The 13,950-nt window shown below is 61.7% G+C and carries 12 protein-coding genes; 6 read left to right on the plus strand and 6 right to left on the minus strand.

Translation table 11 applies throughout. The features are described from left to right. Window positions 1–73 precede the first annotated feature (73 nt). The 5 genes from pdxH to dinG all read right to left on the minus strand — a co-directional run bounded on the left by pdxH (window position 74) and on the right by dinG (window position 7,814). Window positions 74–721, minus strand: a complete 648-nt coding sequence (gene pdxH / locus TU73_RS09830) for a pyridoxamine 5'-phosphate oxidase (protein WP_043051583.1) — start codon at window positions 719–721, stop codon at window positions 74–76. A gap of 27 nt (window positions 722–748) precedes the next feature. Next, a complete protein-coding gene (locus TU73_RS09835) occupies window positions 749–1,912 on the minus strand; it encodes an OmpA family protein (protein WP_057012024.1) in 1,164 nt (387 codons plus the stop codon). Between the two features lie 143 nt (window positions 1,913–2,055). Beyond that, the gene (locus TU73_RS09840) at window positions 2,056–3,201 is read right to left on the minus strand and encodes a serine hydrolase domain-containing protein (RefSeq protein ID WP_057012025.1); all 1,146 of its coding nucleotides are present in this window, start codon (window positions 3,199–3,201) and stop codon (window positions 2,056–2,058) included. A gap of 82 nt (window positions 3,202–3,283) precedes the next feature. Further along, entirely contained in the window at window positions 3,284–5,581 is a 2,298-nt protein-coding gene (locus TU73_RS09845) for a beta-galactosidase (RefSeq protein ID WP_057012026.1), read from the minus strand. 88 nt (window positions 5,582–5,669) lie between these two features. Then, the gene (dinG, locus tag TU73_RS09850; protein WP_057012027.1) at window positions 5,670–7,814 is read right to left on the minus strand and encodes an ATP-dependent DNA helicase DinG; all 2,145 of its coding nucleotides are present in this window, start codon (window positions 7,812–7,814) and stop codon (window positions 5,670–5,672) included. Between the two features lie 99 nt (window positions 7,815–7,913). Between dinG and TU73_RS09855 the strand changes: the two genes are divergently transcribed. Continuing rightward, window positions 7,914–8,378 carry a CopD family protein gene (locus TU73_RS09855; RefSeq protein ID WP_057012028.1) on the plus strand — a complete coding sequence of 155 codons (465 nt, stop codon included), beginning with the start codon at window positions 7,914–7,916 and terminating at the stop codon, window positions 8,376–8,378. Window positions 8,379–8,538: 160 nt separating this feature from the next. On the opposite strand, the gene TU73_RS09860 is transcribed toward TU73_RS09855, so the two are convergent. Then, window positions 8,539–9,297 carry a hypothetical protein gene (locus tag TU73_RS09860; RefSeq protein WP_057012029.1) on the minus strand — a complete coding sequence of 253 codons (759 nt, stop codon included), beginning with the start codon at window positions 9,295–9,297 and terminating at the stop codon, window positions 8,539–8,541. Window positions 9,298–9,485: 188 nt separating this feature from the next. Between TU73_RS09860 and TU73_RS09865 the strand changes: the two genes are divergently transcribed. The 5 genes from TU73_RS09865 (at window position 9,486) to TU73_RS09885 (ending at window position 13,821) form a co-directional block, all read left to right on the plus strand. Next, window positions 9,486–9,983, plus strand: a complete 498-nt coding sequence (locus TU73_RS09865; protein ID WP_057012030.1) for a DUF6231 family protein — start codon at window positions 9,486–9,488, stop codon at window positions 9,981–9,983. Window positions 9,984–9,987: 4 nt separating this feature from the next. Beyond that, on the plus strand, window positions 9,988–10,458 hold the full coding sequence (locus TU73_RS09870) for a YchJ family protein (protein WP_057012031.1): 471 nt from the start codon (window positions 9,988–9,990) through the stop codon (window positions 10,456–10,458). A gap of 21 nt (window positions 10,459–10,479) precedes the next feature. Then, a complete protein-coding gene (locus TU73_RS09875) occupies window positions 10,480–10,962 on the plus strand; it encodes an LEA/WHy family protein (RefSeq protein ID WP_056847422.1) in 483 nt (160 codons plus the stop codon). Next, entirely contained in the window at window positions 10,959–11,159 is a 201-nt protein-coding gene (locus TU73_RS09880; RefSeq protein ID WP_046071316.1) for an SEC-C metal-binding domain-containing protein, read from the plus strand. Before TU73_RS09875 ends, TU73_RS09880 begins: the two co-directional genes overlap by 4 nt. A gap of 220 nt (window positions 11,160–11,379) precedes the next feature. Then, on the plus strand, window positions 11,380–13,821 hold the full coding sequence (locus TU73_RS09885; RefSeq protein ID WP_057012032.1) for a penicillin acylase family protein: 2,442 nt from the start codon (window positions 11,380–11,382) through the stop codon (window positions 13,819–13,821). The last annotated feature ends 129 nt before the right edge of the window (window positions 13,822–13,950 follow it).

Raw genomic sequence — 13,950 nt, forward strand, 5'->3', positions numbered from 1 at the left:
AAGCGCCGAGGTCTCTTGATCAGGGACTCCAGCGCAATAGCTTTGATTCAGGCGGGATGACGAAAGGTGACGCTCAGGGCGCCAGGCGCTCGCGGGACCATTGAGCCCCTTGCAGGCGATAGTTGAGGCGGTCATGCAGGCGGCTGGCGCGGCCTTGCCAGAACTCGATGCGCTCGGGCAGCAAACGGTACCCACCCCAATGCTCAGGGCAGTCGGGCTGGGTATCGCTGAAACGCTGTTCAGTGGCCTTGAGCAGTTCCTGCAGTTCCTCGCGGTCACGGATGACCTGGCTCTGCGGAGAAGCCCAAGCCCCCAGGCGGCTGCCCAAAGGACGCACCTGGTAATAGGCGTCCGACTCTTCAGGGGTGACCTTGACCACACGCCCTTCAATGCGCACCTGGCGTTCCAGGGTCGGCCAGAAGAAGGTCATGGCCGCGAACGGCCGCGCCGCGAGTTGTTCACCCTTGGCGCTTTGATAGTTGGTGAAGAAGGTAAAGCCCTGTGCATCCAGGCCCTTGAGCAACAGGATACGACAGTGCGGACGACCGTCCTGGTCGACCGTCGCCAGGGTCATGGCATTGGCCTCCACCGGTGGCTGTTCGGTTTTCACCGCATCGCCAAACCATTGGTGGAACAACGCAAACGGTTCATCCGGGGCCTGGGCCTCGCTCAAACCGTCCCGTGTGTAGTCACGGCGCATATCGGCCAGTGCCTGGGTCATGCGGCTTTATCCTCGTGGTTCAACGGCTCAGTTCTTCGCCTGGTCGTTCGAAGCGGGTGCAGCAGCCTTGGCTTTGGCGGCAGCGGGTTTCTTCGCAGCCGGTTTGGCCGCAGCCTTTTTAGCCGCGGGCTTGGCGGCAGCTTTCTTGGCCGGGGCCTTTTTGGCTGGCGCTTTTGCCTTTGCCGCGGGTGCCGGGGCTGGAACGTCCTGCACGGCCACCATTTCAGCAACAGGTGGGGTCTTGCCCGAGTTGTACTTGCTCAGCAGTGCCAACATCGTTGTACGCTGAGTGAACATGATTTCCATGCGACGATTCAGCGCACGGCCTTGATTGCTGTCGTTGGCGGCACGTGGCATAAGGTCGCCCATGCCACGCAGCATCAGGCGGTCCTGCTTCAAACCACTGAGGCTGAAAATCGAAGCAATCGACTGCGCACGCTCCTTGCTCAACGCCTGGCTCGCCGGCGCGCTGCCGGTGGCGTCGACGTGACCCAGGACCAGTACGGCGGTCTTTGGATCAGCCTCTACAGCCTTGGCCACACGGGTGAACGGGCCCAGGGTCACCGGCAGCAACATCGCCGGGCGCTTCGGGTTGTAGGAACCGTCGACCGGGGCAATCACCACCAGCACGTTGTCGCGACGTTCCAGTTGCAGGCTGCTGCCCTTGATGGCCTCCCGCAGGCGTGGCTCGTAGTCGTCCAGCCAGGCTTGGGTGATTTTCGGGTCAGGCATCTGCACGTTGGTTACGTCGACCTTGGCCAAGGGCTTTGGCTTGCTTTCGAACGGCCACCACCAGTGAGGCTCGGTGTTGGTCTTGGCGACCACAGGCGCCGCGTCCGACGTCGGGGTGGCGGCCTTGAGGTCGGCTTTCAGGTCAGCCTTGGCATCGGCGGCCTTCTCTTCAGCACTCTTGGTGGAGAACGGCCACCAGCTGTAACCGGTATCAGCCTTGGCGGCCGGAGCCGGTGCAGCAGCAGCGGCGACGGGCTCAACAGGCTTGGCGCCCGCGGCAGGCTTGGCATCGGGCTTGGCATCGGGCTTGGCGTCGGTTTGGGCCACTGCGTCCTTGGTCGCAGTCTTGTCCGATCCGAATGACCACCAATGCCCACCTTCGGCATCATTTTGTGGAGTTTGTGCGCAACCTGTAATAGTGAGGCACAGCGCCAGTGCCAAGGACTTGTTCGATAACATGAGATATCCACAAAATGAGAAAAAACCAGGGGGTCTCGTGACCCGTTAAACCGACGCTTAAAGAACATTCAAGTTACAACGTGTCGTTCAGCATCTTTCTTATACTTGCCTTTGTAACAAAAAATTGTGAAACAGCAAGGGGTTTATAGACAACCGGCCAATATTCCGACCAACTTCTGCGCACGCGGGTCCATAAGTACGTAGGGGCCCAGGGTATTAGTCACAAAACCGAATGCGACATCATGTTCAGGGTCGGCAAACCCGACTGAGCCGCCTGCCCCGGGATGCCCGAATGCGCGTGGCCCCAGGCCGAACGTGGCATTGGGCAACTGCGGTTGATCCAACATGCAGCCCAGGCCGAAGCGGGTTTGGGTCAATAAGGTTTTGTCCAGCCCGATACTGTGTTCACGGGTCAATTGTTCGAGCATGTCGCTTTCCAGCAAACTACCGTCCAACAACCCGCTATAAAACCCGGCCAGGCTGCGTGCATTACCATGACCATTAGCCGCGGGCTGCTGCATGCGTCGCCATTCAGGCTTGTTAGTGCTGGTCAGAATAGACGGTGGATTGGCAAATGCACGTGTGGTCATTGCCTCAGGTTCGCGCATCATTACTTGAAGTAACCGTTGTGCCGCTTCATCGCCCATATTGCCTTTACTGCGGGCTATATGGGCAACACGATAAAACTCTTCATCCGCCAGGCCCACATGAAAATCCAGCCCCAAGGGCCGTGCGACCCGCGCCACGATGGACTCCCCCGGCCCGCGCCCATCGGCACGGCGCAGCAATTCGCCGACCAGCCAACCGTAAGTGATCGCCTCATAGCCATGCCCCTCGCCCGGTGCCCACCAGGGAGCCTCGGCCGCCAGGGTATCGACCATCAATTGCCAGTCGTAGAGGGCCTCGGTAGGCAGCATTTCGCGGATGGCCGGCAGCCCGGCCTGGTGACAGAGCAACTGGCGCAGCGTAATCGCTTCCTTGCCCGCCGCGGCAAATTCCGGCCAGTAATCGGCCACAGGCGCATCGAGCTTGAGCTTACCTTCGGCGACCAGTTGCAGGGCGGTAACGGCCGTGAAGGTCTTGGTGCAGGAGAACAGGTTAACGATAGTGTCGCTGTGCCAGGCTTCGGCCCCGTCCTTGTCGGCAGTACCGGCCCACAGGTCGACGACGGTTTGCCCGCCGATCTGGATGCACAACCCGGCACCACGCTCCTGGGGGTCATCGAACAGTGCGGCGAAGGCTTCGCGTACCGCTTCGAACTGGAGCTCGTAATGACCCTGAATCTGCACCTAAGCCGCCTTTGAAAATACTGTAGGAAATGGTCGACATTGTTCCAGTCATTGTCGGTTTTGTGAACCCGTCAACGATGAATCAATGGCCATTTCCAGAGTGCCCACCGGCCTGTCCGGCGCCCTGCCCCGCGCCTTTGCCCGCCTGGGCGGATCGGCCACCTTCGTGCTCACGCACGGCACCGGCCGCCTTGGCTTTTTCGGCCGCCTTGCCCAATTGGTCGACTGCCGCAAGATTGCTTTTACGGACGCTGTCGACGAAGCCCTGGAACGGCACATCGGTGATGCCGACAAGGCCGAAGTGGCCGTTTTCGCCATCCAGCAGACGCCCTGTCACCGGCTGGTCGAGGTACTGGAACCAGTGCACGCCGACAATCGACGGCTCGGCCATGGCCTGCTTGAGAAAGGCGCTGTACGCCGTGCCGCGGTCTTCTTCGCGGGCCAGCTGTGTCACGCCGCCCCAGAACGGGCCACGGTCGGCGGAGCCAAAGTTGAATTCGGTGATCAGTACCGGTTTGTCCAATGCGCGCAGGGCGGCGAAGTCATAACCGTCCTGGGGCTTGAGGGTGTACATGTTAAAGCTCAACACGTCGCAATACTGTGCGCACGACGCCACCGCTTCCGGCGTGCTCACTGCAAAACGGCCGCCCAGCAACAGCTGGTTGGGCGCGTGCCACTTCAGCGAGTCAGAGAGGGTCTTGAAGTAGGCATCGGCGAACGTCTTCTGGAAATACTTGAAGTCGGCTTCGATTTCCGGGTGCTCCGGGTTGGGCATCGGTGGCTCGAAGCCTGGGTCTTCCATCAGCTCCCAGCCCGCCAAATGAATGCCCCAGGCTTTGGACAGGCCTTCTTCGTTGCGGTATTTGTCGCGCAGTTGCTTGAGGAAGGCGCGCTTGGCCGGCACATCGGTGGTCATGCGCAAGGTGCCGTAGGCCAGGGCGTAGCGGGACTTTGGATCGTCACCGGGACCTGCCCAGGCCAGCTCGTTGTCGGCAAAGAAGCCGATCAACCACGGGTCATCGCGGTGATCGCGCGCGGCGATGGCCACGGCGCGTTCGGTGGCCATGGCAAAGCGCGGGTCGAACGGGTCGGGCATGCCGCCCCACCAGTCAGTGCCGGTGCTGATGCTGGCGTAGTCACCCACAATCGACAGCGGCAAGGTGTACGGCACGCGGTCGGCCGTGGCCAGGTCCGCATCGCTCCAGTTGCCCACAGTGTTGAAACCCCAGGCTTGCAGGCGGTCGAGGGTGTGGGTAACCCAGCGCTTCTGGTCCAGACCTTCACCGCCATAAGTGCGTTGCAGGTTGGCGCCATAGAAATCGTACCAGCGGCCCGAGCCAAAGCCACGTCCTTCGCCGGCACCGTTGCCGCTGCGGTTGTCGCCGCTGCCGTAATACTTGTCGAAAGGTTCGCCGGCCTTGGGCAACGCCGCGAACATCCATTCACGCCCCGCCACGTAGGTCTGGCTGTTGTCCGGCGCCACGGTGTTGACACCCAGGGAATAGAACGGATGACCGTCGGGCGTCACCAGGTACCAGCGGCCGTCACGCTTCTCGGTGCGGAAAAAGCCGCTGGCGTCGAATGCCGGGCCTTTGTTCCAGCCGCCATATGGGTCCAGGGAGGATTTGTCTCGCTCGGCCAGCCAGGTCTTGAGCTGCTGCTGTTCCTTGGCGGCCAAAGCCTTGAGCTGGTCATCGCTGCTGACCTTTTCCGGCCAGCGCGCGCGGGTCGACTGACCATAGGCGTCGACCAATTCGCTATAGGCGGCCTTCAACACTGGCTCGCTGTCCTGCACGCCGAAGCGCTCCAGCAGGATGCTTTGGGCGGCGTTGGGCTTGATCATCGACAGGGTCACCGAGACCACTTGGCTGCGGTCGATCTCCCCGGCGCTGGCGGCCAGTAACACTCGCTGGCCGTCCACCGTCACCGGCATCGGCGGGCCCGCTTTCATGCCCTGGCTCAGCGGCGAGTTGGCTTGCAGCGGAACCAGCAGGGTTTGGGCCGGGCCGGCCGGCAGGTCGACGCGGCTGACCAGGGTCTTGCCGTCAGCGCTCTGCACCTTGATGTACAGGGTCAGCGCCCAGTTCATGGCGCTTTGGATACGCAGGCTCATGGCACTCGATTGCGACCAGTCCCACGCGCCGGTTTGCGGACTGAGCACCAGGCTCGGCTCAGTCGCCGGGTTGAAGGTGATGCGGCGCAGCACCTCGCCTTCGGGCGTTTGTTCAGCGTTGTATTGCGGCAGGCTGGCGTCCTGGGTCGCCACCTTGACCACATCGGCAGGCCGGACAAAGTTGAACAGCGTTTGTTGCCCCGCTGGTGCGGCCATCAACGGCGCAGCGAACAGTAAGGCAAACAGGGCGGGCAGCGTGCGAATCATACGAACAAGGTTCTCCCAGACGGCCGATGAATGGCCTGATGATAGTGATGAGATAGACCACGCAGTGGGCGAATTTGCCCACGGTGGCTTAAGAAATTTCGCGCCTGAACGGCGGCAAGGCATTGAGGATAGCCTTGCCATAGCGCTGGGTGACCAGGCGGCGGTCGAGCAAGGTGATGGTGCCCCGGTCTTCTTCGGTACGCAGCAAGCGCCCGCAGGCCTGCACCAGCTTCAGGGAAGCATCCGGCACCGAGATTTCCATGAACGGGTTACCGCCCCGGGCTTCGATCCATTCGGCCAGTGCGGCCTCGACCGGATCATCAGGCACCGAGAACGGGATCTTGGCGATTACCACGTGTTCGCAGTAGGCGCCGGGCAAGTCCACGCCTTCGGCAAAGCTGGCCAGACCAAACAGCACACTGGAATCACCGCCATCGACCCGCGCCTTGTGCTTGTTCAGGGTTTCCTGCTTGGACAGGTTGCCCTGGATAAACACCTGCTTGCGCCAGTCGCGGTCAAGGCCATCGAACACGTCCTGCATCTGTTTGCGCGACGAGAACAGCACCAGTGTGCCGCGGGAGCCTTCGACCAAGGACGGCAGGTCGCGAATGATAGCCGCGGTGTGCGCCGCCGCATCCCGAGGATCGGCCTTGAGGTCCGGCACCCGCAGCACACCAGCGTCGGCGTGATGAAAGGGGCTTGGCACCACGGCGGTGACGGCCTTTTTCGGCAGGCCGGCGCGCATGCGGAAACGGTCGAAGGTGCCCAGGGCGGTCAGCGTGGCCGAGGTCACCAGGCAGCCGTAGGCCACGTTCCACAGATTGCGGCGCAGCATTTCGGCGGCGAGGATCGGGCTGGCGTTGACCTCGATATCAAACAGCGCACCGCTTTCCGACAGGGTCAGCCAACGGGCCATCGGCGGGTTGTCTTCCGGGTCTTCGGCGGTGAAGGCGGTCCACAGCTCCCAGTTGCCCTGGGAGCGGGACAGCAGGCTGCCGAACAGCGGGTACCATTCTTCGGCCTGGTTGCTGGCGATGCCGATATTGACCTCGCCATCCATGCCTTCCTTGAGCAAATCGGTCAGGCGGGTGAACAGGTCGGTCAGGCGTGAAAAGCCCTTCTTCAACTCGATGCCCATTTCGCGCATGTGCTCGGGAATCATCCCACCGACAAAGCGATGGCGCGGGCGCTCACGGCCCTCGACGTCTTCACCGGGCTTGAAGTCTGCAACCTGTTCGCAGGCGCTGAACATGAACTGCTGCTGGGTCTTGATCTCACGCGCCAGTTCCGGCACCTGCTCGATCAGCTTGCCCAGGTCACCGGGCAGCGGATGCTGGGCCAGCAACTTGGTGAGGTTCTTGGCGGTGGTTTCCAGCCAGTCGGCGGTGGAACGCAGGCGTGTGTAATGGGCGAAGTGGCCGATGGCCTTGTCCGGCAGGTGGTGACCTTCGTCGAATACGTAGAGGGTGTCGCGCGGATCGGGCAACACGGCGCCGCCGCCCAGGGCCAGGTCGGCCAGCACCATGTCGTGGTTGGTGACGATGACGTCAACCTTGCCCATGCCTTCGCGGGCCTTGTAGAAGGCGCACTGGCCGAAGTTGGGGCAATGGCGGTTGGTGCACTGGCTGTGATCGGTGGTCAGGCGCGCCCAATCGGAATCTTCCAAGGCGGTGGGCCAGCTGTCGCGGTCGCCGTCCCATTTGTTGCCGGCCAGTTTCTCGATCATGCTGGTAAACAGCTTCTGGCTGGCCTCGTCCACCTCGATCTTGAAGCCTTCTTCTTCGAACAGCGATGCGGTGGCCGTTTGTGCATGGCCTTCCTGCAGCAATACGTCGAGCTTGGACAAGCACATGTAGCGGCCACGCCCCTTGGCCAGGGCGAAGGTAAAGCTCAGGCCGCTGTTGCGCATCAGGTCGGGCAGGTCTTTGTAGACAATCTGCTCTTGCAGGGCGACGGTGGCGGTGGCGATCACCAGGCGCTTGCCGGCGGCCTTGGCGGTGGGGATCGCGGCGAGGCTATAGGCCACGGTCTTGCCGGTACCGGTGCCGGCCTCGACAGCCACGACCGCGGGTTCGCCTGCGCGGCGACCTTCGTCGTCGGTGTCGATATCTCCGAGGACTTTCGCCACTTCGGCGATCATCAGGCGTTGGCCGTAGCGCGGTTTCAAGCTCTTGGCTTCGAGAAAACGCGAATAGGCGCCCTGGATCGTGGTTTTGAGTTCAGTGCTGATCATGGATAGTCGGGCGCAAAAAACGCTGGATAAATTTTCAGTGGTTCGGATCGGCCGCTATCATACCCCGCTAATTAATCCCGCGCAGAACGGAGTACCACAATGACCGCGTTTAGCTTCGCTTACACCCTGCATGTACTGGCTGCCCTGATCTGGGTCGGCGGTATGTTTTTCGCCTGGATGATCCTGCGCCCCGCCGCTGTGGCGGCCCTTGAGGGCCCCGCCCGACTCAAGCTGTGGGCGAATGTGTTTCAACGTTTTTTCGTATGGGTGTGGGTGACGGTGCTGGTTTTGCCGATCAGCGGCATAGGCCTTTTGCACCTGCGCTTCAACGGATTTGAGACTGCACCGCGCTATGTGCAAGTGATGATGGGTTTGTATCTGGTAATGACGGCGCTGTTTATCCGCATCCAGGCGTTGAAGTTCCCGGAGCTGCGCAAGGCGGTGGCGGCCGAAGATTGGCCGGCGGGCGCGGCTGCGCTGGGTCAGATCCGCAAATTGGTGGGCATTAATTTGATCGTTGGGTTGGTGGTGGTGGCGATTGCTTCGGCTCGACCGATGTTCTGAGGCGGCGCTTATATCGCTATCGGGGCTTAGGTATCTACACAACATCTTGGTCGGCTGTCAGGCCGCCATCGGGGGCAAGCCCCCTCCCACATTTTGGAATGCATTCCAAAATGTGGGAGGGGCGATTCGACTTGCCCGCAATAGCGTCAGACCAGGCGACTCATAGCCGCTGAATAGTCACAGACCCTGCAGGCCCAGCCGGCCCCGGCTGCCCTTCCAACCCGGCCCGGCCCTTGTCGCCGCCATCAGCACGGTACACCAGGCACCCCTTCGACTGCCCACCCTTCCCGGGCTTGCCCGCTATACCCGCCAAGCCGCCAGCACCACCGTCGACCCAGACCTTGATCTTGTCGCCGGGAAAGTCTTGCGGCAACTCCAGCCGCACACTCGCCCCCGAAGCACCCGGCAGGCCGTCGCCGCCGTTATCACCGTTGGCCCCGCGCCCAGCCGAACCCCACGTACATCCCGGGTCCTCGCCATTGGCACCATCGAGCCCCGCATACCCTTGGGCACCGGCACCGCCGCGGGCGTCCACGGACAATTCTTCAGCGCTAAGGTCGTTGATCCGCAAGATCAGGTCACGCCCGGCCTTGGCTGGTTTTTCATGGGTGCCGGGAGCCCCGCGTGAAGTGATCTGGCTACCGTGCTCCAGTTGCGCCTGGCGCACTTGAATTTGCAGTACGGTACTGCCGGGGACAATGGCGATGCGTGCGTCGCGACCCAGGTGCAGCTCATCCACCGTGACCTGGCTGATAGTGGACGGAATCAGCAAAGTGCCGTAGTCCGCCACCTCCAGGCGCTCCAGTTGCAGCACGCTGGTGCTGCTGGGCAGGCGCATCAACGAGTTGGTTTCGACACTGACGCTCTGGGCCAGGGCAACGGGGCTGACCAACAGGGCCAGCAGAAAAACCTTACGCATCATGGGGCTCCTGAGTGTTTTCAAATTTTTCTTTGGATGCACAGTAACGACTTCTACAGGCGATTTGCCAGTGAAGGATCAAAAAACTTCCAGTGAGACGGTTACTGCCAGATGGGTATCGACCGTCGCGCTCTAGGCCCACGCGCTCAGCCGCGCTAGTCTCTACGGTCTTGATGTGAGGATTTGCAATGACCGCTGGAATTTCTTCCCGTACGCCCCAGCAAGCCTTGGCTGCCTTGCTGGATCTTCAAGGGCCAAAGCGCCTGCTGCTAGTGGGTGCCAGCCAATTCCCGGCGCTGGATGCCTTTGCACAGGCCCATCCTGACACCCAGGTTTTCCGGGCAGCCCCAGGGCCGTTACCGCCGGAACTGGCGGCGCAGCGTTTTGACCTGGCGTTGGTGGTCGACTGCCTGGAGCACCTGTCAAAAGCGCAGGGCCTGACCTTGCTCGGCGGCATTCGCAACCTCAATGCCAGCCGCATTGCCGTGCTGGTCGACCTGGGCGCCTGCGACTGGAAGGAAACCGATTTCTTCTCCCTGGCCTTGCAAGCCGGCGAGCGCTTCCAGCGCGACGAGCAGGTCCTGACGCTGTTTACCTATGATCTGCTTGACTATAAACAGGTGCCGGACTGGCTCAACGCCCGCTTCTGGGCCAACCCGGAAAATTTCGGAAAGTATTGGTGGTAACCCGATGAGTACATCCATTTGCCCGTGCGGCAGCGGCAATCTGCTGGATGCCTGCTGCGGCCACTATCACGCCGGCCACCCGGCACCCTGCGCGAGCGCGTTGATGCGCTCGCGCTACAGCGCCTATGTGCTGGGCCTGGTCGATTACCTGATAGCCACTACCCTGCCCGCGCAACAGGCCGGGCTGAACCGTGACGCCATCGCCGCCTGGAGTGCCCAGAGCACCTGGTTGGGCCTTGAGGTGGAAAGCTCAGAAGTGTTCGGCGGCCAGCCGGAACACGCCTTCGTCACCTTTACCGCGCGCTGGCATGACAGCAGCGGCGAACACAGCCACCGTGAGCAATCATCTTTCGTACAGAATGATGGGCGCTGGTACTTCATCGACCCGACGGTGGTCGTGACGATCGGACGTAATGATGTATGTTTGTGTGGCAGTGGGCAGAAATTCAAGAAGTGTTGCTCCAGCTACCTCTAATCACTCGAAAGGGATAACGCCATGCTTCGGATGTACAGCTTGATGCTGGCGTTGACCCTGGGCCTCACCGGCTGCGCATCCTGGTTCGAAGACGATTCGCCTGCGCCCCACGTATCCCTGGTCAAGGTCGAAGTGGTGCGGGCCAAGCTGCTGGAGCAGAAGTTCAAGCTGTACTTTCGCGTGGACAACCGCGACGACGCCGACCTGACGGTGCGTGGCCTGGTCTATAAGATCAGCCTGGGCAACCTGCTGCTGACCGAGGGCGAGTCCAACGAATGGCTGACCGTACCGCCGCGCAGTCATAAGTTCTTCCGGGTTTCGGTACGCACCAACCTCTGGCCGCAGGTACGTGACGTGGTACAGATGCTGAAAAACCCCGACCAGCCGGTGCCTTATCGCCTGGAAGGCGAGTTGAAAACCGGATTATTCATCGGTAATGACGTGCAGGTCGCGCACAATGGCGAGATAATCCCCGGCGATTTTATTCCGGAGCAACATCGATGACTCAGCAACCCCATGTCCATGGTCCCGACTGCAACCACGATCATGAACACCATGACCACGACCACGGCCATGTCCACGGCCCGAACTGCGGCCACGCTCACCAGGAGCCCGTGCGCAATGCCTTGAAGGATGTGGGTCGTAACGATCCTTGCCCGTGCGGCAGCGCGAAGAAATTCAAGAAGTGCCATGGTGCATAAGCCACACTGAAGACCAAAATGTGGGAGGGGGCTTGCTCCCGATTGCAGTGTCAGCTACAGATGAGCTGACTGATTCACCGCAATCGGGAGCAAGCCCCCTCCCACATTGATTTGCACATAGCTTGAGCGCTCACGCAATTACACAACTCCTGCTTGCGTCGTATCGCCGCGCTCACTAACGTAGCGCCTTTACTGACGCTACCCCCGCAGGAGCTTTGCCATGGCCTCGCCAGCCCTCTTACAATTTCTTCCCCGGTTCGGCGTTGCCGCGGCAGTGGCCAGTGCCTTGGGCCTGGCCGGTTGCCAGCTCCAGAGCACCCAGGACACCCTTCCCCCCGTTGCAGGCGTGCAGCCGATCAAGGGCCTGGCACAGAATGTGTCGGTGCGCCGCAATGCCCAGGGCATGCCGCTGATCGAAAGCAACACCTTCCATGACGCACTGTTCAGCCTTGGGTATGTGCACGCCAGCGATCACATCACCCAGATGGTCACCCTGCGCCTGCTGGCCCAGGGTCGCCTGGCGGAAATGTCCGGGCCGCAAGTATTGGATGTCGACCGTTTCATGCGTGCGGTCAACCTCAAGAAAAGCGCCGGCGAGCTGTACAACGCTTCGTCGCCACGCCTCAAGCGTTTCTTTGAGGTGTATGCCCGGGGCATCAATGCCTACCTGTTCCGCTATCGCGACAAGCTGCCGGCGGACCTGGCCCAGAGCGGCTACAAACCGGAGTACTGGAAGCCGGAAGATTCGGCGCTGCTGTTCTGCCTGCTGAATTTCAGTCAGTCGGGCAACTTGCAGGAAGAAATTTCATCCCTGGTGCTGGCGCAAAAAGTCGGCATCGACAAACTCGCCTGGCTCACTCCGAGTGCGCCGGACGAAGCGATCCCGCAGGCAGAAGCCGACAAGCTCAAGGGCGTGAACCTGGGTCAGATCACCGGCCTCGCCGGGCTGGACACGGTCAGCCAGCAATTGAACAGCCTCAACGCGCTGGCGGTCACCACGTCAAGCAACTGGGCCATCGGTCCGCAACGCAGCCGCAGCGGCAAGAGCCTGTTGGCCAATGATATCGCGGCCCAACCGCAAGCGCCGTCACCGTGGGGCTACGTGCAGATTCGTGCACCGAAATACCAGGCCGTCGGGGCTTCGATCGCCGGCCTGCCGACCCTGCTGTCCGGCTTCAACGGCAAGGTTGCGTGGAGCATGAGCGCGGTCAAGGGTGACACCCAGGACCTGTTCCTGGAGAAGGTCAAGCGCCAGGGCAGCGCGTTGTACTACGAGAACAACGGCAAATGGCTGCCGGCTGGCGTGCGTAACGAAACCTTCTTCATCAAGGGTCAGCGCTCGATTCGCGAAGTGGTGTACGAAACACGCCACGGCGTGCTGCTCAACAGCAGCCAGGCGCTCACCAGCGGGCTTGGCCTGGCCTTGCAAACCGCCGATTTCAAGGACGACAAGAGCCTGGATGCGCTCTTCGACCTGTCCCGTGCGCAAAACGCCGGCAAGGCGTCGGATGCCACCCGTGAAATCCGCGCCATCGCGTTGAACATGATCTTCGCCGACGCCAGCAATATCGGCTGGCAGGTCACCGGCCGCTTCCCCAACCGCCGCGAAGGCGAAGGCCTGTTGCCGTCGCCGGGCTGGGATACGCGCTTTGACTGGGACGGCTACGCCGATGCGATGCTGCATCCCTACGACCAGGACCCGGCCCAAGGCTGGATCGGCACCGCCAACCAGCGTACTGCGCCGCGTGGCTACGGCATGCAGTTGTCCAACTCCTGGGACGCACCGGAACGCAGCGAACGCCTGGCGCAACTGGCCAATGCCGGCAAGCATGACAGCCGCAGCCTGATCGCCATGCAATACGACCAGACCACCACTTTCGCCGCCAAGCTCAAGGGCATGTTCCAGGCGCCAGGCATGGCCCAGCCGCTCAAGCAGGCCATCGAAGCCCTCCCGGCGGCGGATCGCGCCAAGGCTCGCGAAGCACTGGACCGCCTGCTGGCCTTCGATGGCCGTCTTGCGCCTGCTTCGGCTGACGCAGCGATCTACGAACTGTTCCTGCAGGAAAGTGCCAAACAGATCTTCCTCGACAAACTCGGCCCGCAGAACAGCGCCAGCTGGAACGCCTTCGTCAGTAATACCAGCCTGTCCTACTCGGCCATCGCCGATCATTTGCTGGGGCGTGAAGACAGCCCATTCTGGGATGACACGCGCACACCGCAAAAAGAAGACAAACCCGCGATCCTGGCCCGTACTCTTGCCGCAGCCATCAGCGCTGGCGACAGTCAATTGGGTGCCGACCACAAGGCCTGGCAGTGGGGCAAGCTGCACAGCACCACGTGGAAAAATACCAGCGGTCAGGTCATCCGCGGCCCCCTTGCCAGCGGTGGCGACCACAACACCCTGAACCCGGCGCCATACAGCTGGGGCCAGGATTTCAACACCACCCAGGTGCCGGCGCTGCGCATGATCATCGACTTCGGCCTGGCGGAACCGATGATGGGCCAGGGCGGCATCGGCCAATCCGGCAACCCGGCCAGCCCGAACTTTGCCAACGGCATCGACCCGTCGCTGAAGGCGCAGTACTTGAGTTTCCCGATGCAGCCGCAGAACTTTGAGAGGGTGTACGGGAAGGCCAGGCTGACCCTGACGCCCGGCAAGTAACCCGGTTTCCCCTGACGAAACCGGATAAACCTGTGGGAGCTGGCTTGCCTGCGATAGCGGTGTATCAGTCACTGAACGGCTGACTGGCACACCGCTATCGCAGGCAAGCCAGCTCCCACCTTTGCACGG

The organism is Pseudomonas libanensis (assembly GCF_001439685.1).
Taxonomy (GTDB): domain Bacteria; phylum Pseudomonadota; class Gammaproteobacteria; order Pseudomonadales; family Pseudomonadaceae; genus Aquipseudomonas; species Aquipseudomonas libanensis.

Bases quoted from the DNA above. Each gene is read 5' to 3' on its own strand.
- dinG (WP_057012027.1), bottom strand. From the start codon at position 7,814: ATGATCAGCACTGAACTCAAAACCACGATCCAGGGCGCCTATTCGCGT.
- TU73_RS09855 (WP_057012028.1), top strand. From the start codon at position 7,914: ATGACCGCGTTTAGCTTCGCTTACACCCTGCATGTACTGGCTGCCCTG.
- TU73_RS09835 (WP_057012024.1), bottom strand. From the start codon at position 1,912: ATGTTATCGAACAAGTCCTTGGCACTGGCGCTGTGCCTCACTATTACA.
- TU73_RS09885 (WP_057012032.1), top strand. From the start codon at position 11,380: ATGGCCTCGCCAGCCCTCTTACAATTTCTTCCCCGGTTCGGCGTTGCC.
- TU73_RS09860 (WP_057012029.1), bottom strand. From the start codon at position 9,297: ATGCGTAAGGTTTTTCTGCTGGCCCTGTTGGTCAGCCCCGTTGCCCTG.
- TU73_RS09880 (WP_046071316.1), top strand. From the start codon at position 10,959: ATGACTCAGCAACCCCATGTCCATGGTCCCGACTGCAACCACGATCAT.
- TU73_RS09845 (WP_057012026.1), bottom strand. From the start codon at position 5,581: ATGATTCGCACGCTGCCCGCCCTGTTTGCCTTACTGTTCGCTGCGCCG.
- TU73_RS09870 (WP_057012031.1), top strand. From the start codon at position 9,988: ATGAGTACATCCATTTGCCCGTGCGGCAGCGGCAATCTGCTGGATGCC.
- TU73_RS09875 (WP_056847422.1), top strand. From the start codon at position 10,480: ATGCTTCGGATGTACAGCTTGATGCTGGCGTTGACCCTGGGCCTCACC.
- pdxH (WP_043051583.1), bottom strand. From the start codon at position 721: ATGACCCAGGCACTGGCCGATATGCGCCGTGACTACACACGGGACGGT.
- TU73_RS09865 (WP_057012030.1), top strand. From the start codon at position 9,486: ATGACCGCTGGAATTTCTTCCCGTACGCCCCAGCAAGCCTTGGCTGCC.